Source organism: Streptomyces sp. WMMC1477, assembly GCF_027460245.1.
Lineage (GTDB): Bacteria > Actinomycetota > Actinomycetes > Streptomycetales > Streptomycetaceae > Streptomyces.
Genome location: NZ_JAPZBD010000003.1, coordinates 1930066 through 1951451, shown reverse-complemented (window position 1 = coordinate 1951451; position 21386 = coordinate 1930066). Strand labels below are relative to the sequence as shown.

17 protein-coding genes are annotated in these 21386 nt (G+C 74.7%); 8 read left to right on the top strand and 9 right to left on the bottom strand.

Annotated elements, in window-relative coordinates:
- Positions 1-99: 99 nt before the first annotated feature.
- Together O7609_RS08855 and O7609_RS08850 are read left to right on the top strand one after the other, a co-directional pair.
- Positions 100-1557, top strand: coding sequence for a transcriptional regulator (locus tag O7609_RS08855; RefSeq protein WP_269734394.1), 1458 nt, complete (start codon positions 100-102; stop codon positions 1555-1557).
- A 163-nt stretch (positions 1558-1720) separates the two neighbouring features.
- Positions 1721-3481 carry a hypothetical protein gene (locus O7609_RS08850; RefSeq protein ID WP_269743386.1) on the top strand — a complete coding sequence of 587 codons (1761 nt, stop codon included), beginning with the start codon at positions 1721-1723 and terminating at the stop codon, positions 3479-3481.
- A gap of 108 nt (positions 3482-3589) precedes the next feature.
- On the opposite strand, the gene O7609_RS08845 is transcribed toward O7609_RS08850, so the two are convergent.
- Positions 3590-4804 (bottom strand): ABC transporter substrate-binding protein, encoded by a 1215-nt coding sequence (locus O7609_RS08845; protein ID WP_269743385.1) that lies wholly within the window; start codon positions 4802-4804, stop codon positions 3590-3592.
- Between the two features lie 319 nt (positions 4805-5123).
- Here O7609_RS08845 and O7609_RS08840 point away from each other — a divergent pair, with 319 nt between their 5' ends.
- Together O7609_RS08840 and purU are read left to right on the top strand one after the other, a co-directional pair.
- Complete coding sequence (locus tag O7609_RS08840) at positions 5124-5570, top strand: SCO4402 family protein (protein ID WP_269737076.1); 447 nt, start codon at positions 5124-5126, stop codon at positions 5568-5570.
- Positions 5571-5600: 30 nt separating this feature from the next.
- The gene (purU, locus tag O7609_RS08835) at positions 5601-6476 is read left to right on the top strand and encodes a formyltetrahydrofolate deformylase (RefSeq protein ID WP_269734391.1); all 876 of its coding nucleotides are present in this window, start codon (positions 5601-5603) and stop codon (positions 6474-6476) included.
- Positions 6477-6544: 68 nt separating this feature from the next.
- On the opposite strand, the gene O7609_RS08830 is transcribed toward purU, so the two are convergent.
- Together O7609_RS08830 and O7609_RS08825 are read right to left on the bottom strand one after the other, a co-directional pair.
- Positions 6545-7843 carry a zf-HC2 domain-containing protein gene (locus O7609_RS08830; RefSeq protein WP_269743384.1) on the bottom strand — a complete coding sequence of 433 codons (1299 nt, stop codon included), beginning with the start codon at positions 7841-7843 and terminating at the stop codon, positions 6545-6547.
- Complete coding sequence (locus O7609_RS08825; RefSeq protein WP_269734389.1) at positions 7840-8406, bottom strand: RNA polymerase sigma factor; 567 nt, start codon at positions 8404-8406, stop codon at positions 7840-7842. Before O7609_RS08825 ends, O7609_RS08830 begins: the two co-directional genes overlap by 4 nt.
- A 359-nt stretch (positions 8407-8765) precedes the next feature.
- On the opposite strand from O7609_RS08825, the gene O7609_RS08820 reads away from it, so the two are divergent.
- Positions 8766-9125 carry an STAS domain-containing protein gene (locus O7609_RS08820; protein WP_219094288.1) on the top strand — a complete coding sequence of 120 codons (360 nt, stop codon included), beginning with the start codon at positions 8766-8768 and terminating at the stop codon, positions 9123-9125.
- Between the two features lie 71 nt (positions 9126-9196).
- Here the strand turns inward: O7609_RS08820 and O7609_RS08815 are convergent, their stop codons facing one another.
- Both O7609_RS08815 and O7609_RS08810 read right to left on the bottom strand, forming a co-directional pair.
- Positions 9197-9676, bottom strand: coding sequence for a hypothetical protein (locus tag O7609_RS08815; RefSeq protein ID WP_269734388.1), 480 nt, complete (start codon positions 9674-9676; stop codon positions 9197-9199).
- A gap of 46 nt (positions 9677-9722) precedes the next feature.
- The gene (locus tag O7609_RS08810) at positions 9723-10865 is read right to left on the bottom strand and encodes a flavin-containing monooxygenase (protein ID WP_269743383.1); all 1143 of its coding nucleotides are present in this window, start codon (positions 10863-10865) and stop codon (positions 9723-9725) included.
- A gap of 207 nt (positions 10866-11072) precedes the next feature.
- Here O7609_RS08810 and O7609_RS08805 point away from each other — a divergent pair, with 207 nt between their 5' ends.
- A complete protein-coding gene (locus tag O7609_RS08805; protein ID WP_269734387.1) occupies positions 11073-12278 on the top strand; it encodes a S8 family peptidase in 1206 nt (401 codons plus the stop codon).
- 326 nt (positions 12279-12604) lie between these two features.
- On the opposite strand, the gene O7609_RS08800 is transcribed toward O7609_RS08805, so the two are convergent.
- Entirely contained in the window at positions 12605-13255 is a 651-nt protein-coding gene (locus O7609_RS08800) for a TetR family transcriptional regulator (RefSeq protein ID WP_269734386.1), read from the bottom strand.
- Positions 13256-13759: 504 nt separating this feature from the next.
- On the opposite strand from O7609_RS08800, the gene O7609_RS08795 reads away from it, so the two are divergent.
- On the top strand, positions 13760-14665 hold the full coding sequence (locus tag O7609_RS08795; RefSeq protein ID WP_269734385.1) for a VOC family protein: 906 nt from the start codon (positions 13760-13762) through the stop codon (positions 14663-14665).
- A gap of 279 nt (positions 14666-14944) precedes the next feature.
- Complete coding sequence (locus O7609_RS08790) at positions 14945-17458, top strand: outer membrane protein assembly factor BamB family protein (RefSeq protein ID WP_269743382.1); 2514 nt, start codon at positions 14945-14947, stop codon at positions 17456-17458.
- 86 nt (positions 17459-17544) lie between these two features.
- On the opposite strand, the gene O7609_RS08785 is transcribed toward O7609_RS08790, so the two are convergent.
- From O7609_RS08785 to O7609_RS08775, 3 genes are all read right to left on the bottom strand, one after another.
- The gene (locus O7609_RS08785; protein ID WP_269734383.1) at positions 17545-17751 is read right to left on the bottom strand and encodes a hypothetical protein; all 207 of its coding nucleotides are present in this window, start codon (positions 17749-17751) and stop codon (positions 17545-17547) included.
- Positions 17752-17938: 187 nt separating this feature from the next.
- The gene (locus O7609_RS08780) at positions 17939-18091 is read right to left on the bottom strand and encodes a hypothetical protein (RefSeq protein ID WP_269734382.1); all 153 of its coding nucleotides are present in this window, start codon (positions 18089-18091) and stop codon (positions 17939-17941) included.
- A gap of 218 nt (positions 18092-18309) precedes the next feature.
- Positions 18310-21210: an AfsR/SARP family transcriptional regulator gene (locus tag O7609_RS08775; RefSeq protein WP_269743381.1), complete on the bottom strand. Its 2901-nt coding sequence runs from the start codon at positions 21208-21210 to the stop codon at positions 18310-18312.
- Between the last annotated feature and the right edge of the window lie 176 nt (positions 21211-21386).

Here is a 21386-nt window from a genome sequence, read left to right as displayed (position 1 = left end):
GCGGGGCGCACCGAAGCACGGACGGGGGCGCAACGCCGGGTCCGGCCCCGGTCCTGGGTAGCCACCAGCGGTGCCCGCCGTCGGACCGAGGGGACCGCCATGGCAGCCGCCGCACCGCACCCCCCACGCAACCTGACCCCGCGCCGCCCCAACGACCGGCTCGCCGTGCTCATCGAGGAAGCCGGCTGTTCCAACGCCGGGCTCGCCCGCCGGGTCAACGACATCGGCGCCGAACACGGCCTCGACCTGCGCTACGACAAGACCTCGGTGGCCCGCTGGCTGCGCGGCCAGCAACCCCGGGGCCGCGCCCCCGCCCTCATCGCGGAGGCGCTGGCCCGGAAGCTGGGCCACCCCGTCAGCCTGGACGACGTGGGGATGTCCGCCGCCCGCAGCCCCTCCGCCGACCTGGGACTGCGCTACGAGCCGCACGTCGCCGACGCCGTGGAGCAGACCGGTGAGCTGTGGCGCTGCGACGCGGCGGGGCGCGAGGCCTTCGCCGGGCGCCCGGTCACGGCGACGGCGCTCGTCGAACCCAGCCGCGACTGGCTGATCAGCCCGCCCGACGAGGTGATCGCGCGCACCGCCGGGCCACGGGTCGGGATGGCGGACGTGGCGGCGGTGCGGGCCACCACCCGGGCCCTGGCCGAGCTCGACCACCGCTTCGGCAGCGGGCACGTCCGGCCCGTCCTCGTGCACTACCTCGCCGGCGTCGTGTCCGGACTGCTCGGCGGCTCCTACCGGGACGAGGTCGGGCGCGCCCTGTTCGCCGCCGCCGCTCGCCTGGCCGAACTGGCCGGGTACACCGCCGTCGACACCGGGCAGCGGGCGCTGGCCCAGCGGCACTATGTGCGGGCCCTGCGGCTGGCGCAGGCCGCGGGCGACCGCGCCTACGGGGGCTACGTTCTGGCCGCCGGCATGAGCCACCTGGCCGCCTCCCTGGGCAGCCCCCACGAGGTCGCCCAGCTCGCCCGGGCCGCGCAGGAGGGCGCCCGGGGGCGGGCCACCCCGCGCACGGAGTCCCTGTTCCACGCCGCCGAGGCCCGCGGCCACGCGCTCCAGGGCGACCGGGCGGCCTGCCGGCTGGCGGCCGGGCGGGCGCTCGGCGCGTTCGAACGGGCCGAGTCGGGGTCCGGGGGCAGCGGCGACGACCCGCCCTGGATCGCGCACTTCGACGCCGCCTACCTCGCCGACGAACTGGCCCACTGCCAGCGGGACCTGGGGCAGGCGGACGCCGCCCGGCGGCACGCCGAGGAGGCCCTCGCCCTGCACCCGGAGGGCCGGACCCGGCGACGGGCGATCGATCTGCTGCTCCTCGCCGAGGCCCTGGCCGGGCAGCGGGACGTCGAGGCGGCCTGCCACACCGCCAGCCGGGCCGTCGAACTGCTCGACACGATCCGCTCCCGGCGCGGGCAGGAGTATCTGTCCGCCTTCCGGGAGCGGATCGAGCCCTTCGCCACCGAACCGTGTGTGCGGGCGTTCACCGCGCGGCTGGACGGCCCGGACCGCCGGGGCCGCCAGGACCGCGGGGCCCGCCCGGACCACTCGGACCAGGGCTGATCAGGGCCGCGGCCGGTAACGGGGGACGTCGTGGCCGGGCGCGCGGGCAACCGGGTAGCGTGAGCCCGCTGCCGTCCCCCGCGCGGAGGACGGTCAACAGGCCATCCGCCTAGGCCGGGTGGCGCTTTCGGTGCAGGGCGCATGAGGTGTGAGGAGTCCGTCGGTGACAGCGCACAGCGGGCAGGGCGACGAGCCCCGCGAGGGTGTTGTACTGCCGTCGAACGGAGAGCCGTGGGAGCAGCGGCCCGAGGAAGCGGAGCAGTCCGCGCCGCCGGCCGGTGGTCAGCCCTGGGGTCAGCCCTGGGGGCCGGCCACCGCCCCCCAGCCGCCGACGGCCGCCCCCCAGCAGCCGCCGGCCACCCAGCCGCCGACCGCTCAGCTCCCGGGCGCCCAGCCCCCGATACCCCAGCCCCCGGCACCCCAGCCCCCGGCCTTCGGGGCCTCGGCCCCGCAGCCCCCGGCCGTGGCACCGCCGCCTCCCGCCGTCGCACCGCCGCAGGCCCCGCCCGCGCCCGCCGCTCCGCCCCCGCAGGCTCAGCCGACGTTCCCCCCGCAGGCGGTGCAGGGGCTGCCGTCCGGGCCCGGCGTGGCCCCCGCGGACGAGACGCAGCTCCTCCCGCCACACCCGCTGTCCGAGCCGCCGCCCCCGCACGTGAACGCGGCACCCCAGCAGCCCGGCGTGGGCCCTCCGCAGGTACCGCCGCTGCCCGGGGCCGCGGACGAGACGCAGTTCCTCCCGCCCCAGCAGCCCGGGCCCCCGCAGCCCTACGGCGGCCCGATGCCGCCGCACCACGGGGCGTCGGCCGACGAGACGCAGCTCCTGCCGCCGCAGGCCGGGCCCGGGCCCCTGGGGGGCCAGGGGGCGGGCCCGGCGCCCGGGGGGATGCCGCCGTCGCCCCCCACCCACGGAAACCCCGAGAGCACTCAGCAGCTGCGCCGTGTCCCGGGAAGGCGCCGCGCGGGAGCGCAGGAGGACGGGCGGCCGCAGCAGCCGCAGGGGAAGCCGTTCGACATCCGGCCCGGCACCCCGGAGAAGCGGCAGCCGCCGGCCGAGTTCGACAGCCTCTTCCGGCCCGCTCCCGACGCGGGTGCCGGGCCGGCCCAGGGCGGCTACGGCTATCCGCACGGCTCCCAGGCCGCGCGGTCCGCGCATGCCCCGCACCCGGGCGGCCACCCCGGAGACCCCGGCCCCCCGCACGGCCATGGCAGCCACGGCGGTTATGGCGGCTATGAGGGGAACGAGGGTCACGACGGCTACGGGTACGAGCCGGAGGAGCCGGACGACGCGGGTGGCCGGCGCCGCAACCCGGTCCTGATCGTCGCCGTGGCCGCGCTGGCCATCGTCGCCGCGGGCCTGGCCGGCGGGGCGGCGCTCAACAGCGGGGGTGACGAGCCGCAGCCGGAGGAGGCGAAGACCTCGGAGCCCTCGGCCGAGCCCGGCACCGACGGCGGGACGGCCGGTGGGGACACCGCACAGGAGCAGGCCCAGGCGCTGGACGAGCTGCTGGCGGACAGCAACAACAGCCGGGACTCCGTCATCAGCTCGGTCGAGAACATCAAGCAGTGCAAGAAGCTCGGCAAGTCCGCCAAGGACCTGCGGGACGCCGCGGGACAGCGCAACGGTCTGGTGGAGCGCCTGGGCAAGCTGAGCCTCGACAAGCTGCCGGACCACGAGAAGCTCAGCGGCCGGCTGGAGGATGCCTGGAAGGCCTCCGCCGAGGCCGACGAGCACTACGCGGACTGGGCCGACCAGGTCGCGGGGAAGGACGGCTGCGACGACGGTGAGGCGAAGTCCACCGAGTCGCTGCGCAAGGGCCACCGGGCCAGCGGCGACGCGACGTCCGCGAAGGAGGACGCGGCCGCGCTGTGGAACCCGGTCGCGCGCGAGCACGGGCTGACGGAGCGCAAGCCGACGCAGCTCTGAGGCGCGACGGCGCGGGCAGGGCCGGGCCCTGCCCGCGCTGTCCCGTTCCGGCGGCGACCGGGCCGGGGGACGGCCTGCCGTCCCCCGCCGGCCGTCCCCCGGTGTCCGTCAGCCGTCCGTCAGCCGGTTGAGGGTCTCGCCGATGTCCACCGGCTCCTCGCGCGCGGAGACGAGCTGCCCGCCGCGGACCTTCTGGAAGTTGACCATGGAGTTGACGATCCGCGGGTAGGACGGGAAGCCGAGGAGGTCCTCGTACTGCCAGCTCAGGTCGGGCGTGAGGCCGCCGGTGCTGATGGGGCCGGAGTCGTCGAGCGCCTTGTACACGCTGTGGGCGCTGATCTCCCGGCCGTCCATGCCCTCCAGCACGGAGCGGAGCACGGTGTAGGCGACCCAGGTGGTCTGCACGCCGGGGTCGGCCGGGTCGATGCGGTTGTCGCCGAAGGCGTACTCCCGCACGACGGAGCGCATCTCGTCCCACTCCGGCTCCTGGCTGGCGGGGTACCAGCTCGTGACGTAGGAGCCCTCCAGCATGCTGGCCGCGCCGCCGGTGCGGTTGACCAGGGACTGCTCGACGCTGCCGAGCACGGAGGCGAAGGTCACCCTCTCCCCCCGGTCCCGCAGGCGCGTGAAGGAGTCGAGGAAGGTGCCGGTGCGCCCGCCGAGCGCGGCGGCCACGCAGGGCGCGTCCTCGGCGCTGCCGTCGGCGGTCGCGTAGGCGTCCTCGGCGGTGGCCGGGCCCGTCTCGGCGTCCTCCTCCGGGGCGAGGCCGACTCCGGCGGCCTTCAGGGCCGCGCGTGCCTCGGTGGTGTACTCGGCGGAGTCCTCCGGCGCGGGGACGTCGGTCACCGCTTCGGTGTCGCTCTTCCGCCCGAGGCCCGCGTCGAACACGCCGGGGAGCTCGTCCCCGGCGATGGTGTCGGGACGCACGAGGGCGACCTCGTCGCACAGGTCGGCGAGCTGCCGTCCGCTTCCCGCCACGAGCGCGGGCTGGCCGCCGTTCACGGGGAAGGAGTAGGGGCTGGAGAACTCCTCCTCGGTGAGCCCGTAGCCGCCCAGGTAGGGAATGCCGTGGACCTCGAGGGAGGGGAGGGCGGTGCGTGCGTGCGTGGTGTAGGAGCCGACGACGGCGACGGCGCCGACGTCCCGGGCCTTGCGCGCGCAGGCCGCGACCCGCACGCTGTCGTTACCCTCGTTGCAGGTGACGACCTTCAACTCGCGGCCGTTGACGCCTCCGTTGTCGTTCACCCAGCGGGCGTAGGCGGAGGCGATGGCCGTCATGCCGGGCATGTTGGTGGCCTTGGTGTCGGCGGGGGCCCAGGTCATGACGGTGATCGGGCCCTTCGATTCCGCCGATGCGATGCCGCAGCCGGTGAGAGAGGAGCCCACCGCTGCGGCGGCGAGAGCCGCGGCGGCGACGGAGCGGAATCGGGGTCTGAGGCTTTGCGTACGGGGGACGCGCGAGGCGGTCATGACCATCGACCCTGGCGGGCCGCGTGTAACACCCGAGTGATGCTCTCCTAACGGTGAGCATCGTGCAGGTGAAGAACGGGGGCGGCACCGGCGGTGTCGGTGGGCGAACGTACGATCGTGAACCGTGCAAGCTCAGGACAGCTCTTCCCGTCGCGGCCGTCGGTCCCGCACCATGGGCGGCATGCCGGTCAACGACATGCCGTGGTGGCGCTGGCGCACCAACGTGCGCTCGGCGCTGCACATGCTCTCCGACCCTGTCTTCCAGCGGACGTACTGGCTGGAGGCCCGCCCCGGCTACGGGGACGTGACGGACGCCGTCTACCGCCTGGTGGAGGACACCTGGCTCGATCACTGGTCGGCGGACAAGTACGTCGGCTCCGTGTTCCGGGATGCCGAGGAGGCCGCGGCCGTCGACGCCGCGGTGCTGCGGGTCCTGCGGATTCTGCACCAGGTCGGGGCGGACGCCCCCGTCGCCGCCTACCTGGAGCACCCGGGCTGGGCGGAGGCGTGCGGCGCGGCCCGCGCCGCGCACGTCCTGCTCGCGGGCAACGACGGGGAGGACGCGGACGAACCGCCGAAGTCCCTCGATGTGCTGGCCATCGTGCTGCGAGCGGTCTGAGGGTTCCCACCGGTGTGCCACCCTGGTGCCATGAGCCCGTCGCCGCCCGCCGCCGCCCGCGAACAGTACGTCCTCACGCTGTCCTGCCCGGACAAACAGGGCATCGTGCACGCCGTGTCGAGCTATCTCTTCATGACCGGCTGCAACATCGAGGACAGCCAGCAGTTCGGGGACCACGACACCGGGCTGTTCTTCATGCGCGTGCACTTCAGCGCGGAGCCGCCGGTGAGCCTGGAGAAGCTGCGGGCCAGCTTCGCCGCCGTCGGTGACTCCTTCCAGATGGACTGGGAACTGCACCGGGCCGAGGCCAGGATGCGGATCGTGCTCCTGGTGAGCAAGTTCGGCCACTGCCTGAACGACCTGTTGTTCCGCGCGCGGATCGGGGCGCTCCCGGTGGAGATCGCGGCCGTCGTCTCCAACCACACCGACTTCGCCGAGCTGGCGGGCTCCTACGGCGTCCCCTTCCACCACATCCCGGTCACGAAGGACACCAAGGCCGAGGCGGAGGCCCGGCTGCTCAGGATCGTCCGCGAGGAGGGCGTGGAGCTGGTCGTGCTGGCCCGCTACATGCAGGTTCTCTCCGACGACCTCTGCAAGGAGCTTTCGGGCCGGATCATCAACATCCACCACTCCTTCCTGCCGAGCTTCAAGGGCGCCAAGCCCTACCACCAGGCGCACGCGCGGGGCGTGAAGCTCATCGGGGCGACGGCCCACTACGTGACGGCCGACCTCGACGAGGGGCCGATCATCGAGCAGGAGGTCGAGCGGGTCGGGCACGAGGTCACGCCCGAACAGCTCGTCGCGATCGGACGGGACGTCGAGTGCCAGGCGCTCGCCCGCGCCGTCAAGTGGCACAGCGAGCACCGCGTCCTGCTCAACGGCAACCGCACCGTCGTCTTCACCTGAGCCCGAGCCCGGGGCCCGGGGCCGAGCCCGGGGCCCGGGGCCGGGAGTCCACTCACGGGCTCACGGGCTCAGGGACGGGAGAGCGAGGCCGTCGCGAGGAGGATGTCGCGCACGGCCTCCGGATCGCCCTCGGCCCCGGCGGCGGCCTCCAGCGGCGGCACGTGCCCCGCGGCGAGCTGGCAGAACTCCAGCCCGTCGAGCGCCACATGAGCCACCGACGTCTCCTCGGTGCCCTCGGTGCCGGGTGAGTCGAGCGGGATGTGCCAGTGGCCGCCGCCCGGGCCCTCGATCTCCAGGTGCAGCGAGCGGCCGGCCGCGCCCGCAGGGGAGAGCCCGCGGGCCGGGGCCGCGAGGCCGGATCTGCGGCGGTCGGCGAGCACGGTCGGCAGCGTCCGGGCGGCGAGGTCGATCAGCCGGTGGAGATGGGCGGCGGCCGGCCGCTGGGCCGGGTAGTCGACGGCCTCGGCGATGCCCGTCGCGTGCACCCAGCAGGCGAAGGCGCGGTCGAGGAAGGCGTCGGGCAGCGGGCGCCCCGACCCGGGGACGACGAGACCGGTGCGCCCGGACGCGAACGACGCGGCCTGCACCAGACTGTGCGTCTGCTCGCGCCAGGGCGTGTGGACCGCGCGCGGCGAGCGCCCGGCCAGGGTGCGCCAGTACGCCTCCTCCCGCTCCAGGCCCGGGGCGGCGGGTGCGCCCGGCACGGGGTCGGGCAGGCCCAGGGCGGCCGCCAGCACCCCGTCGACGGCGGTGAGCCGGCCGATGACCCGGCCCACCGTCGTCGTCCGGGAACGCTGCTGCTCGCCGTCGAACCAGCGCCATCTGACCTCGGCACCCCACTCGCCCGAGCCCATGTCGCGCAGGAGCGCGTCCAGCCGGGCCGTCTCGGCGTCGTAGGGCGCGGCCCACAGCGGGACGGGGATGCGGGCCGGGCGGCGGTCCAGGCAGCCCTCCAGGACGCGGGCGCGCAGCAGCGGGTCGAGGTCCAGGTTCTCCTCGTGCTGGAGCAGCCCCACGGCGTCGCGCAGGCGCAGCGCCTCCTCGGCGCAGGCCGCGCAGTCGGTCAGGTGCTCCTCGACGGCGGTCGTCTCGTTCTGCGGGCAGGCTGAGAGCGCCCAGGCGCCGAGAAGGGACTTCAGGGTGCTGTGGTCGAGTGGCGCCACGGGATCCTCGGTGACGGGGACGGGACGGGCGGCGTCCGGGCCCGTGGGCGGCGGAGGCGGGCAGGCCGATCCGTCCCGGGGGCCGGGCACGTGCGGGCCGGGCTCCTGGTCGTCCGCGGCGCTGCGGGGCGGCGGTATGCGCGGCGGTTCCTCGCGGCCGTCTCCCGGTACGCCGTCCGCGCCCGGCTGCCGGGGGCCGCTCACAGCTCGCCGCCCTGCCCCGCGGGCCCGGGGGACGGCGGTGTGGCGGGCGTGGCGGTGGACAGGAGCTGGAGCCCCAGCCGCAGCCTGCGCCGCGCCTCGTCCTCGGTGACGCCGAGATCCCGGGCCGCCTCGCGGTAGGTGCGCCGCTCCCGGTGGGCCAGTTCCAGGGCGGCCCGCAGGGACGTCGGCATGGCCGTGACGATGTAGTCGGCGCGGGCGGCGGCGGAGGCCGCGCGGACCTGCTGTTCGAGTTGCTCCTCGGGGTCGTCCGCCTCCCGGTGCCGCCTGCGGAGCTGCTGCACCGCGTGCCGCTGCGCGAGCCCGGCCATCCACGACCGCATCGTGCCCTCTTTCGGCCGGTAGGTGTCGGGATGCTCCCAGACGTGCGCGAACACCTCCCGCGTCACGCTGCCGGCGGCTGACTCGTCCTGCAGTACGCGGTGGGCCAGCCCGTACACCAGCGACGCGAACCGGTCGTACAGCTCGCCCAGCGCCGCGGCCTCGCCGCGCACGAGGCGCTGCTGCATCTTGCGGTCCCAACGCGGTGGTGTGTCCTGCGCCATGGTCTCGCCCCCAGCCCTTCGCGTAGGTCGAATGTAGGTGAAGGCGCCGACAGCGTGCGGCTCTTTGCGGCAATGCGTCAACATCGCACGACTCCACGGGGTGGCCGCGGTGTCACCGTACGCTCGTACCGGTGTCCACGTCGGGTGAGATTCTGTCCTTTATGTGACGGAAAGTGGGGAGTCCCGGTGTCGAGTTGGGCACAGCGGCCGGGCATGTGCGGCCACTGTCGCCCGCCATGGGCTTAGGGTCGGGGGAGAACCAGTTCGTTTCATGGGCTGTCACCGAGGGCAGCCGAGCCGTGGAAGGGTCGATTCCGGCGGGTCGAGGGAAGGGCTTCGAGTACGTGTCGTTGAAGGTGATGGAGGAAGAGCGGGGGGAGTGGACCGTCTTCCGGGTGTCCGGCGAGCTCGACCTCGTGACCTCTCCAGCGGTCCGCCAGCACGTGCACGACGCCGTGGCCGACGGCAGACTGAACGTGGTGCTCGACCTGTCCAGCGTCCAGTTCTGCGACTCCAGCGGGGTGGGGGTGCTCATCGCCGCCCGTCGCCTCATGCACGCCTGCACCGGCAGCCTCCGGCTGATCCTGCCCGCCAAGGGCGCCGTGGACGGCTCGCACGTCAACCGGGTGCTCGCCGCGCTCGGCGTGCGGCGCCTCTTCGCCTGCTATCCCGACCTCGACGCCGCCACCGACGTCTCCGCCCGCCCGCTCAGCGCGTAGCCCCGCCCGGCGGACAGCTCCGCCCGGTGCGCGGTCACCCGCGTGTGCTGACGCGTTGTCGGCGGCGCGGCTCAGCGCACGGTGCCGCGCACGAGCGGCCGGGCCGTCGTGACGAACGCGTTGATCGCGCTGCGCGAGCTGCCCCGGCCGGCGTCCATCACCTCGCGGCTGTTGCAGACGTCGTGGAGCTCGGTGATCGACCGCATCGCCTCGCTCGCCCGCTGCCGTATCCCCTCGTCGTCGGTGAGCAACTGGACGCGGAACTCGGCCTCCACGGCCTCCGTGCGCAGCTGGTACATCTCCCGGGTCAGCGCGTTGACGTCCTCCGAGCCGGGCCGCTCGTTCACCACGAACCAGCGGTGGACCGCGAGCCGCCGGTAGTTGAACAGGGCGCCCGCGTAGGCGGCGAAGGCGTCCAGCCGCTCCTGCCGCACGCGCGTCCGCTCCTCCAACTCCCGCGCCCGCTCGGTGATGCGGCGCTGGAAGAGATACGTGAGCGAGGAGCCGAAGAGGGTGCCGAGCACCGCGATGATCGCCGTGAGTGCCTGCATGGCCTCAGTGGATCATGGTCCCGGGTGCCGTGTCACCGACGCCGTTTCACCGGTCCCCGGCCACCGTCGCGGCGAGGCGGCCGGCCTCCTTGGCCAGCCTCCGCAGCGGCCCGCCGACGGGGTCGGTGTAGCCGGTGAAGTGCAGCCCGGGGGCCGTGGAGCCGCGCCCCGGCGGCAGCGGCCGGCCCCGGCCGTCCAGCACCCCCAGGTGGGCCACGAGCTCCTCCAGCCCGTTCCGGTACCCCGTCGCCGCGATGACGGCCTGCGGCGCGATCGTCGAGCCGTCGGCCAGGTGCACCTTCTCCCCCTCGAAGGACTCCACGGCCGCCACGGGCTCCACCTCGCCCCGGCGCACGGCCCGGACGAAGCCCGAGTCCACCACCGGCGGCCTGCCCTCCCTGGCCCGGGTGTACAGCCCGGCGTCCGGCTGCGGCAGGCCCTGGGCGGCGAGGTCGGGCACGGTGAGCCGGCGCCACAGGGCCGCGGCCCGGTCCGTCACCGGGATCGGCAGCCGGTGCAGCAGCACGTGGCCGGCCTGCGCGGGCCAGCCGGCCGTCGACCGCCGGACGAGGTGGGGCGCGCTCCGCACCGCCAGCCGCACGCGGGCGGCGCCGCCGGCGGCCAGTTCCGTGGCGATCTCGGTTCCGGTGTTGCCCGCGCCGACCACGAGCACGTCCAGCCCGGCCCACTGCTCCGGGCCCGGGTAGTCGGCGGAGTGGCGCAGCGGGCCGGGGAAGTCGTCCCGCCCCGGCCACTCGGGCAGGCGCGGCGTGTGGTGCAGGCCGGTCGCCACCACGACGACGTCGGCGCGCAGTTCGCGTCCGCCGTTGGCGCGCAGCAGCCAACGGCCCCCGTTCCCGGCGCCCCCGGCCTCGTCGAGGCGCTCGATGCGGCTGACCTCGACGCCGGTGGCGATCTCCAGCCGGTGGTGCTCGGCGTACCGCTCCAGATAGCTCACGTACGCGTCCCGGCTCGCCCAGCGGCCGGCCGAGCGCGGAACGGCCAGGCCCGGCAGCGCGGACCAGCGGCGGGTGGTGTGCAGCCGGAGCCCGGGGCGGTGGGCGCGCCAGGCCGCCCCGACGCGGTCCGACTTCTCCAGGACGACGGTGTGGATGCCCCGTGCCGTGAGGGCGGCGGCCGTCGCGAGCCCGGCGGGGCCGGCGCCGACGACGTGCACCGGGAAAGTCATACGGTGATCGGACATGGGCATGCCCACGAGCTTAGCCCCGTACGGCGCGTGCCGTGGGCGGATCCCGACGGCGGTAACACACGATCAATTCGCTTCGTCCACCGTTCGAACCGGGTCCCGTTCACCCGATCAGCACTAAGTGCGCACGTCGTGTGCGGGTTCGGCACGACACCCACTGAGGGGATTCTCACTTCAAGAGAAGGGCACATGGACGTGCGCATACGGATAGGGCGGGGGGCGGGTGCGGCGAGCGTGGCCCTGCTGGCCGTCGTCACGTTGACCGCCGGCAGCGCGGGCGCGGTCGAGCCGGAACCGCTGGGCACGATCAGGGACGCGGGCGTCGGGCCCGTGGTCCGGGGCGAGTACATCGTCGTCATGGAGGACCGGGGCGCCGAGCCGGCGGCCGAGGTGCGGGAGCGGGCCGAGGACCTCGCGCGGGAGCACGGCGCACGGCTGGACCACACCTACACGGACACCGTCGAGGGCTTCTCCGTCCTCGCCTCCGAGCGGACGGCCCGTCGGCTCGCGGCCGACCCGGCGGTCGCCTACGTCGAGCCCAACCGCCTCGAACGGGGCGACGGCACCCAGGTCGACCCCGCATGGGGGCTCGACCGGGTCGACCAGCGCGAGCTGCCGCTCAGCGCCAGCTACACCTACGACACGACGGCGTCCAACGTCACCGCCTACGTCATCGACTCCGGCATCCGCATCAGCCACGACGACTTCGGCGGCCGCGCCTCCTACGGCTACAACTTCGTGGACGACAACACGGTCGCCTCCGACTGCCACGGCCACGGCACCCACGTCGCCGGGACCCTCGGCGGCTCGTCGTACGGGGTGGCCAAGGGGGTCGAGCTCGTCGCCGTCAAGGTGCTGAACTGCGACAACCTCGGCACCACCGCCGACGTCCTGGCCGGATACGACTGGGTGGCCCAGAACGCGACCCTGCCGGCCGTGGCGAACGTCAGCATCGGCGGCAGCGCGAGCGACACCAAGGACGCGGCGGTCCGGGAGATGGTCGAGGCGGGCATCACCGTGGCCGTCTCCGCGGGCAACAGCGACCAGGACGCCTGCACCCGCTCACCCGCGCGCGAACCCTCGGTGATCACGGTCGCCGCCAGCACCTGGACGGACGCCCGGACGAGCTGGTCCAACTGGGGCTCCTGCGTGGACGTCCTCGCCCCGGGCAGCTCGATCGCCTCCGCGAGCCACAGCTCGGACACCGGGACGGCGACCAAGAGCGGGACGTCGATGTCCGCGCCGCACGTCACGGGCGCGGCGGCCCTGTACCTGGCCGACCATCCGGCGGCGAGCCCCGCGACGGTGACGACGGCTCTCCTGGACGCGGCGACGACCGGGGTCCTCACCGGCCTCGCGGGCTCGCCCGACCGGCTCGTCTACAGCCGAGGCTGAGCCCCGCCCCGCGGGAGGCGCCTGACGGCGTCCGGCCGCCCGCGCCGCGCCCCGACCGGTGACAGGTCCGGTGGGGCGGGCGCGGGCGGCCGTGTGTCCGTGCGGGCGCGTGCGGACGCGCCCGGCGTCGTCCGGGGCTTCCGTCGTCCGAGGCTTCCGGGAGCGGCTCGCGGGTGCTCGCGCGGGCCGCCGGGAGCGGGCGTCGTGGCCCGCTCCGGCGCACGCCGAACCGCTCCGGCGCGTCGCGGCGCACGCGCGCCCGCTCCGCCGCGTCCGGCGTCCGGACGCGGCGGGACTGCGGCCGGTCTTCCGGCCCCGGGCCCCGTTCAGGCCGCGGGCTTGCGGCCGGTGACGCCGAGGTGCACCAGCAGCGTGAGCCCGGGCTTGAGGTCGGCCTGTCTGGCGCCCCAGGTCGAGAAGCTCTTCTGGTGCCCGGCGACGCCGGTCATCATCGTGACCAGCGAGCCCGCGAGGGCGGCGGCGCTGACGTCGGGGTCGACGCGCTTCCTGGCCTGCTGCTCCTTGATCGACTCGGTGAGCGAGCCGACGACAGAGGTGAGCAGCTTCGTTCGCAGCCTGGTGAAGCGCTTGTCCCCCTCGGCGGCGGCCAGGTCGATCACGCGGAGGATCGCCTCGTTGCGCCGCCAGAACGTCAGAAACCCGTCGACCAGGTCTTCGGCGGTCTGTGCACCGGCCTTGCCCGTCCACGACCGGTCGGCGACGAGCGCGTTCAGTTCGCCGCTGCCTTCCTTGGCCGTGGAGTCGGCGAGTTCCAGGACGGCGCCTTCGACGTCGGGGAAGTACTGGTAGAAGGTCGCCGGCGAGGTCCCCGCCTTGCGGGCGACGTCGATGACCTTGACATCGCGGTAGGGCGACGAGCTGAGCATGTCGCTGAGGCAGTCGAGCAGCTTCAGACGGGTCGCCTGTCCGCGCCGTCCGGCCACCCGGCCGTCAACAGTTCGAACTTTTCCTGCCATATCGTCAGCTTAGCGACGTCGGGGGCGGATGCATCCGGCCAAGGGCAAACGGGTTGTCTAGTCCATTGTGGACCACCGTGATCGAGTCGGTGGCGGTTCCCGGTGTATTCCTGACGTCGCCTCCTCTGAGGGGCCCTCTGGTGGCTCCCCGTCCGGTACTCCCGGCCGCTCCACGGGGCGCGGGAAACCGGACGCGGGTGGAAAATGCGGTGAACAGGGCAGATGGGCAGAACGCCGCTGTGAAGCGTACGAACCGGGAGGCCGATGCGGGTGCGGAACGGGTGGAAGCGGGTCGCACGAGGCGGTGCGCGGGGAAGGGGAACCGACCGCGCGACGACCGGGGCGGGGACGGCGCCGGAGCCGGAGCCCGGCGCGGCTCCGGCGGAGAGCCGGGGTGAGGGTCCGGGGCAGGGCCCGGACGAGAGTGGGAGCGAGAGCCCGGACGAGAGCCGGGGTGAGGCCCGGGGCGAGCCCCCGCGCGAGGCTCCGGACGAAGCCGTCGGTGTGCCCCCGGACGAGGGGGCGAGCGGCGGTCCGCCGGAGGGCACACCCTGCTGGGCCGACGTCATGGTGTCGGACCTGGCGGCGGCGAAACGGTTCTACGGTGAGCTCTTCGGCTGGACGTTCGACGAGCCCGCGCCCGCCGCCCAGGGTCACTACACGGCGGCCCGCAGCGGCGGCCGTGTGGTGGCCGGGCTGATGCGCAAGACGGACGGCCGCATGCCGACGGTGTGGACGGTCTACCTGGCCGTCTCCGACGCCCGGGCGGCGGCCGGGCGGGTCGCGGCCGCCGGCGGTCAGGTGATCGGGGCCCCGCGCCCCGTCGGCTCCGGCCCGGCCGGGATCATGGGGATCGCCGCCGACCCGGGCGGCGCCGTCTTCGGGCTGTGGGAGGCCCGGGCCCACACCGGCTTCGGGCGGTGGGGCGAGCCCGGCTCCTACATCTGGACCGAGGTGCACACCCGGAGCCCCGCCGAGGTCGACGCCTTCTACCCCGAGGTCTTCGGCTACCGGCCGCTGAGCGCCGCCGCAGTCCGGGACCCCGACGCGCAGGGGGACGATCCCTCCCTCCTCGTCTGGGCCCCGCGTGGGCGCCCCGCCGACGAGGCGCACGCCGTCGTCGCCCGCTGTCTGATGGAGGAGGGCACCCCGCCCCAACTGCCCGCGCACTTCCTCGTCTACTTCGCCGTGGACGGCTGCGAGGCGGCGGTCGAGACCGTGCGACGGCTCGGCGGCCGCCTCCGCCGCGCGCCCGAGCTCGGCCCCTACGGACGCTGGGCGGTGTGCACGGACAACCAGGGAGCCGATTTCGCGGTCCTTGACCCTGGGGAGGAGCCGTCGCGGGAGGCCCCCGGGGAGCCCGCCCGCGCGGCCTCGGAGGAGCCCACAGCACGGCCCGAGCCGGAGTGACACACCGTCCGGCCCGGGCGTCCGGGACGGCCCGCTCCGGAGCCGCGCCGTCCGGGTGGGGAGAGCCCGGTGCGGTGTGTGGGGCTCCGGTGTGCACGGGCGACGGAGGGGTCGACGGACTGTGCGGATCGCGCGCGGACACGGCCGAACCGCCCCCGGGTTCGCCTCGGAGGGCTCCGGCAGGAAGAATCTGTCGGGGGACCGGTGCCACACGGCAACGGTGAGAAGGTGCTGGGGGGCGGCGAAGACGATGAGCCCCTACGGGGAGGTGGCAGGAGCATGGTGGATCAGTTGACGCAACACGATCCGCGCCGGATCGGTCCGTTCGAGGTCCTGGGACGCCTGGGAGCGGGCGGTATGGGGCTGGTCTACCTGGCCAGGTCCGCCTCCGGCCGCCGTGTGGCGATCAAGACGGTGCGCACCGAGCTGGCCGAGGACCAGCTCTTCCGCGTCCGCTTCACCCGCGAGGTGGAGGCGGCGCGGGCGGTCAGCGGCTTCTACACCGCCGCCGTCGTCGACGCGGACCCGCGCGCCGCCATCCCGTGGCTCGCCACCGCCTACGTCCCGGCGCCCTCGCTGGAGGAGATCGTCACCGAGTGCGGGCCGCTGCCTCCCCAGGCCGTGCGCTGGCTCGCGGCCGGGATCGCCGAGGCCCTGCAGTCCATCCACAACGTCCAGCTGGTCCACCGCGACCTCAAGCCGTCCAACGCGCTCGTCGTGGAGGACGGCCCCCGGGTCATCGACTTCGGCATCGCCTCCGGCGTCTCCAGCACCCGGCTGACCATGACCAACGTCGCCGTCGGCACCCCCGCCTACATGTCCCCCGAGCAGGCCAGGGACTCCCGCAGCGTCACCGGCGCCAGCGACGTGTTCTCGCTCGGCTCCACCCTCGTCTACGCCGCCACCGGGCACGCGCCCTACCACGGCGCCAACCCCGTCGAGACGGTGTTCATGCTGCTGCGTGAGGGCCCCGACGTGGAGGGGCTGCCCGAGGAGCTGCGCCCGCTCATCGAGTCCTGCATGAACATGGAGGCCGAGCTGCGGCCCAGCCCGGCCGACCTGCAGGCCCAGCTCGCCCCGCACCTGTTCTCCTCCGGCAACGACGACAGCGGCACGGCCTCGGCCTGGCTCCCGGGCGGCGCGGTCGAGCTGATCGAACGCAAGCGGGGCGGGCGGAACCGGCCCCCGGCACGCCCCGCGCACGCCGCCCCCGCGGCGCCCTCCGCCCCGGCCCCGATGGCTCCCGCGTCCGTCGCCCCCGCGCACGCCGCCCCGGCGCCCTTCGCCCCCGCTCCGGCCCCCTCCTCGGAGGCGCCCGGGCCCGTCCCCGTGCGGCCCGCGCCCGGTCCGCACGCGCCCTCGCCCGAGCCCGCGCCGGTCCCCGTGCACGCGGGCGCGCCCGCGGCGGACGGCGCGCCCGTGAGCCTCGCCGGGGCCCCGGCGCCCATCGGCCCCGGGCCACGCCGCCGGGACGTCCACGGCGTGGCCCCGGTCCCCGGCACGCACTGGGTCAGCCCGCCGGCGGGCGCCTCCGCCTCGGCCGTCGCGGCACCGCCCGCGCCGTCCTCGGCGCCCGTCGCGCACCCGTCGGCCGTCTCGCCCCCGCCCACCTCCGCACCGTCCGCGTCCCCGTCCCCGGCGCCCGGGGGCGGCGCCGGCGAGCCCCGGCGCTGGCGGCCCTGGCGGTTCCGGATGTCCAACGACGTGTGGGGCACCCCCGTCGTCGCCGGGGACCTGCTCTACGTCACGTCCTTCGAGGTGCACGCCCTCGACACCACCACCGGACGCCGCCGCTTCAAGACCCGCGACGTGGCCTGGTCCATGGCCGTGGCCGACGGCCGCGTCCACGCCTCCGACGGCCCGAGCCTCTTCGCCCTCGACGCCCGGGACGGCGGCGAGCGCTGGAAGGTCGCCGTCGACGCCTGGGTGTACGCGCTGAGCGCCGGGGACGGCGTCGTCGTCACCGCGACCCGCGGTGGCGCCGTCCAGTCCTGGTCCGCGGTCGACGGCGAGCGGCTGTGGGAACTGACCGGCGCCCAGGCGGACTTCGAGACGGCCGACGCCGGGCCGCTCCTGCACCAGGGCACCGTCTACCTGTGGGCCGACGGGCTCCTGTACGCCCTGGACGCCCGTTCCGGCGCCGAGCGCTGGACGTACCCCGTGGGCGACTCGTCCGCCACGGGCGGCGTGCCCCTCCGGTTGCTCCCCGCGCCCGACGGCGCCGTCTACGTCTGCGCCGGGGCCCGCATCCTGGCCCTCGACGCGGCCACCGGCACCGAGCGCTGGCGCTTCCACTCCCCGGACGCGTTCCTCAGCCCGCCCGCCTTCGCCCCCGGCGCCGCGGTGGCCGGCGGCGGGCTCTACGTCGCCGACTACCGGGGTGTCGTCTACGCGATCGACGCCGCCACCGGGCACGACCGCTGGCGCATCCCCACCCAGGCCCGCAACTCCATCGACCCCGTCGTCGTCTCCGACGGTCTGGTCCACGTGGCCAGCGGCAGTGCCCTGTACACCATCGACGCCGTCCCCGGCACGGGCCGCTGGCGCTTCGAGGCGCACGGCGACCTCGTGGGTGCCCCGGTGGCCGCCGAGGGGCGCGTGCACTTCGGCTCCGTCGACCAGTCGCTCTACACCCTCGACGCCGTGGGCGGGCAGCTCCGCTGGAAGCTGGAGACGGGCGGCGAGGTCACCGGCTCCCCGCTGGTCTCCGGCGGTGTGGTGTACGCGTGCAGCAAGGACCGCTGCGTCTACGCGCTGGACGCCGAGCGCGGCACCCGCCAGCAGAGCGCCTGACGGCGAACGAGAACGGGGGTGCCGTCACCACGTTGACCGTGGTGACGGCACCCCCGTTCTCCTTCAGCCCGCCGGACGGGCAGACGTCATACGACGTGGCTGTCCGCGGGCGCGACGGTCATGTGGTTGTCGGCCGGCGGCGCCGTCTGGTGGTCCTCGGCGAGCACGACCGTCTGGACGTCCTCGGCCGGCGGCGCCGTCTGGACGTCTTCGGCCAGGGCGGGTGAGGCGCAGAACGCCACCGCGCCGGCGGCTATGGCGAGTGCGGCGAGCGGCTTCTTGAGGGAGGTCATGAACAGCCCTTCATCGGAGAGGACAAAACAACAGAAACGTTACGGCCTTGCTGGTTTTCCTGACGGCCTTTTGGCTGAAACAGCGATCGAATATGACCGGTACCGTCCACATGCCTGAGGGCCCGCGCCGGCAACTCCCCCTCTCAGTCGCCGGTGCGGGCCCTCAGCCTCCCCCGAGGCGGTTGGACTAGCGGGCGGGTTCGCCCGTCTGGTGGTGGTCACCCAGGGCGACCATCTCGCCGCTCTCCTGGTCTTCGCTGACCTGGAGCGGCTCCCCCGTCTGATGGTGATCCCGGAGCTTTGCGCCGCCCCGGTCCTGTTGTTGTTCGTCGGTGACCATGACCAGTTCCTCCCGTTGGTGGTGCTCAAGGTCGCTGTCCAGCGGCTCCCCCGCCGGCCGCTGGACCGATGGCGAGGGATGCCCGCCGTCTCGATGCGACCTTCCCCGTGATCCGCTCCGCCCCCCGCGGACCGGATCGACACACTCAGCATGGCGGGGGGCGATAAACGAACGATGAACGTCGTTTCAGCGCGGCCCGGTCCGCTCGAACTCCGTGGTCAGGCAGCCACCGAGGCCAGCAGTCGACGAACCTCGTCGGCCTCGGCGCTGCCTTCGGCCTCGTAGGTCGCGAGGGCCTCGCGCCAACAGGCCGCCGCACGGCCGTGCTGGCCGATGCATTCCAGGGAACGGCCCAGCAGAGTCAGGACGTTGGCCCGGCGCCAGGCGCCGCCGATACCCCGTAGGACGGCGAGAGCCTGCTCGGCCTGTCCCGCGGCGGCCGGTGCCTCTCCCAGCCGGAAGCTCACCTCCGCCAGCCGGTAGTGCGTCATGCCGACCCAGAGGCGCTGGCGGAACTCCTGGAAGATGGTCAGTGCCCCGGCGAACTCCTCCCTCGCCCCGCCGAGGCGCCCGGCGTCGGCGAGTGCCAGCCCCAGCGTGTAATGGCCGTTCGCCAGGCGCATCGACCCCGTCGAACGCTGGTAGATGGCCACGGCGTCCTGGGCGAGCTTCACCGCGGTGTCCGTGTTCCCCGCGCTCAGTTCGGCGCGGGCGAGGTTGCACATGGCGCTCGCGGCCGAGGTGGTGTTGCCGTAGCTCTGAAAGACGGTCAGGGCCGGCCTGAGGTAGCTCCGGGCCAGGTCGGAGTGGCCCTGGTAGTTGGCGGAGATGCCGGAGAGGTTCAGGCCGTAGGAGACGGTGAGCGGGTCGTCGGCGGCCTGGCCGAGCTCGGTGGCGGCCAGCGCCTGCTCCGTCGCAGTGTCGAACTGGCCGGAATGGATGTGGAGCGCCGCGAGGACCATGTGGCAGCGGCCGGCCGCCCAGGCGTCCCGCTGCTTCTCCGCCTGGCCGTTCAGCAGCAGCGCCGCCAGCTCGTACTGGCGGACGTGCGAACCCGACTCGGCCAGGTCGCGGGCCACCACCAGCAGGTCCGTCGCCCTGCGGAGGGTGCCGCCCGTCCCCGTCTGGCGCGCGCAGGCCAGGATGCCGGGAGCCTCGGCGAACAGCCAGTCGATGGCCGTGCTCCGGTCCGGGAAGTCCAGGCCGTCGCACCGGGTCCTCTCCAGGAAGTCCACCAGGCGTTCGTCGGGCCGGCCGATGCGGTACACGCTGGTCGCGGTGGCGAGGTAGAAGTCCAGCAGCCGGGCGAGGGCGGGTTCGCCCTCGCCCGCCGGGGCGTCGCGCTCGGCGCAGTCACGCGCGTAGAGCCGGACGAGGTCGTGGTAGCGGTAGCGACCGGGGGCGGCGGACTCCAGCAGGCTGATGTCGACCAGCGACTCCAGCAGCTCCTCCGCGGTGTCCGCGTCGCGGTCGACCAGGGCCGCCGCGGCCGCCAGGGAGATGTCGGGGCCGTCGGCGAGGCCCAGCAGCCGGAAGGCGCGGGCCTGTTCGGGGTCGAGCTGGCCGTAGCCGAGTTCGAAGGTGGCCTTGACGGCGAGGTCCCCGGCCTGGAGCTCGTCCAGACGGCGGCGTTCGTCGCCGAGCTTGCGGGCGAGGACGCTGACGGTCCAGGTGCGGCGGGCGGCGAGCCGGGAGGCGGCGATGCGGATGGCCAGCGGCAGGAAGCCGCAGGCCGCCACCACGTCCAGCGCCGCGTCCCGCTCGGACTCCACGCGCTCCGCGCCGACGATCCGGGTGAACAGCGTCATGGCCTCCTCGGGGCTCATGACGTCCAGGTCCACCAGGTGGGCACCGGCCAGGTCGATCATGCGGGTGCGCGAGGTGATCAGCGCCGCGCTGCCCTCCGTGCCGGGCAGCAGTGGCCGGATCTGCGCGGCGTCGCGCGCGTTGTCGAGAAGGGCGAGGACGCGCCGTCCGGCGAGCGTCGAGCGGAACAGCGCCGCGCGTTCCTCCACGCCCTCGGGTATCGCCGAGTCCGTCGTGCCCAGGGCGCGGAGGAACGCGCCGAGGACGGCCTCGGGGTCGGCGGGGGTGGGGCTGGCGCCCTGGAGGTCGACGTAGAGCTGGCCGTCGGGGAAGTGCTCGCGGGCGGCGTGGGCGAGGTGGATGGCGAGCGTCGTCTTGCCGACGCCGCCGATGCCGGCCACGGCGGAGACGGCCATGACCCGCCCCTCGGCGCTGCCCAGTTGGGCGCCCAGCTCCTGGACGAAGGCCGCGCGCCCGGTGAAGTCCGGCACGGTGGCGGGCAGCTGGTGCGGGCGGACGAAGGCCGGGGCGGCCGGTTCCGTGGCGGGGGCGGTGAGGGACTCGTCGGCGCGCAGGATGCGCTGCTGGAGCTCGGCCAGCTCGGCGCGCGGCTCGACGCCCAGCTCGTCGGAGAGCAGCCGCCGGGTGTCGGCGTAGACGGCGAGCGCCTCGGCCTGCCGCCCGCTGCGGTAGAGGGCGAGCATGAGCAGCTCGCGGAGCCGTTCGCGCAGCGGGTGGGCCGCGGTGAGCGCCGTCAGCTCGGATACGGCCTCGGTGTGGCAGCCCGTCTCCAGGTCCAGGTCGAGGCGGTGTTCGAGCAGGGTGAGCCGCCACTCCTCCAGCCGGGTGCGCTCGGTGGCGGCGTAGGGCCCGGGGACGTGGGCGAGGGGCTCGCCGTCCCAGTGGTCCAGCGCCCCGGCGTAGAGGGCGCGGGCCCGCCGGCGGTCCCCGGAGTGGGCGCTCTTCTCCGCGTCGGCGGCCAGCCGTGCGGCCTCGTCGGCGTCGACGCGGGCGGCGGGGCCGGTACGGATGGCGTAGCCACCGGACTCGCTGACCAGCGTCTGCGCGCCGAGGACCTTGCGCAGCCGCGAGGCGTAGGTGCGCAGCGCGGCCAGCGCCTGCTGTGGCGGCTCCTCGCCCCAGATCGCGTCCACGAGCTCGGAGGCCGTGGCCGTACGTCCGCCGCGCAGCAGCAGCGCCGCGAGCAGCGCCTTCTGCTGCGGTGAGCCGGTGGCGAGCGCCTCTCCGTCGCGCCAGGCGCGGATGGGCCCCAGCACTGCGAAGCGCAGCCCCGTGCCCGGGTCGGCGACCATGCGTGCCCCCTCAGTTTCCCGTCCTTCGGTGCCGCGTGGAACCACAGTGTGCCTTCTCCGGCACGGAATGGGCAGTTCGGTCCCAGCCGCCGTGGCCGGTTCGAACTCCTCACGCTGTGGCATGGGCTGAGCACGCGGTACCCCAACTGACCGAAGTTACAAGAAGTTGCCCGTCC

Bases quoted from the DNA above. Each gene is read 5' to 3' on its own strand.
- O7609_RS08855 (WP_269734394.1), top strand. From the start codon at position 100: ATGGCAGCCGCCGCACCGCACCCCCCACGCAACCTGACCCCGCGCCGC.
- O7609_RS08845 (WP_269743385.1), bottom strand. From the start codon at position 4,804: ATGACCTGGGCCCCCGCCGACACCAAGGCCACCAACATGCCCGGCATG.
- O7609_RS08840 (WP_269737076.1), top strand. From the start codon at position 5,124: ATGGGCGGCATGCCGGTCAACGACATGCCGTGGTGGCGCTGGCGCACC.
- purU (WP_269734391.1), top strand. From the start codon at position 5,601: ATGAGCCCGTCGCCGCCCGCCGCCGCCCGCGAACAGTACGTCCTCACG.
- O7609_RS08825 (WP_269734389.1), bottom strand. From the start codon at position 8,406: ATGGCGCAGGACACACCACCGCGTTGGGACCGCAAGATGCAGCAGCGC.
- O7609_RS08820 (WP_219094288.1), top strand. From the start codon at position 8,766: ATGGAGGAAGAGCGGGGGGAGTGGACCGTCTTCCGGGTGTCCGGCGAG.
- O7609_RS08815 (WP_269734388.1), bottom strand. From the start codon at position 9,676: ATGCAGGCACTCACGGCGATCATCGCGGTGCTCGGCACCCTCTTCGGC.
- O7609_RS08810 (WP_269743383.1), bottom strand. From the start codon at position 10,865: ATGACTTTCCCGGTGCACGTCGTCGGCGCCGGCCCCGCCGGGCTCGCG.
- O7609_RS08805 (WP_269734387.1), top strand. From the start codon at position 11,073: ATGGACGTGCGCATACGGATAGGGCGGGGGGCGGGTGCGGCGAGCGTG.
- O7609_RS08800 (WP_269734386.1), bottom strand. From the start codon at position 13,255: ATGGCAGGAAAAGTTCGAACTGTTGACGGCCGGGTGGCCGGACGGCGC.
- O7609_RS08790 (WP_269743382.1), top strand. From the start codon at position 14,945: ATGGTGGATCAGTTGACGCAACACGATCCGCGCCGGATCGGTCCGTTC.
- O7609_RS08785 (WP_269734383.1), bottom strand. From the start codon at position 17,751: ATGACCTCCCTCAAGAAGCCGCTCGCCGCACTCGCCATAGCCGCCGGC.
- O7609_RS08780 (WP_269734382.1), bottom strand. From the start codon at position 18,091: ATGGTCACCGACGAACAACAACAGGACCGGGGCGGCGCAAAGCTCCGG.
- O7609_RS08775 (WP_269743381.1), bottom strand. From the start codon at position 21,210: ATGGTCGCCGACCCGGGCACGGGGCTGCGCTTCGCAGTGCTGGGGCCC.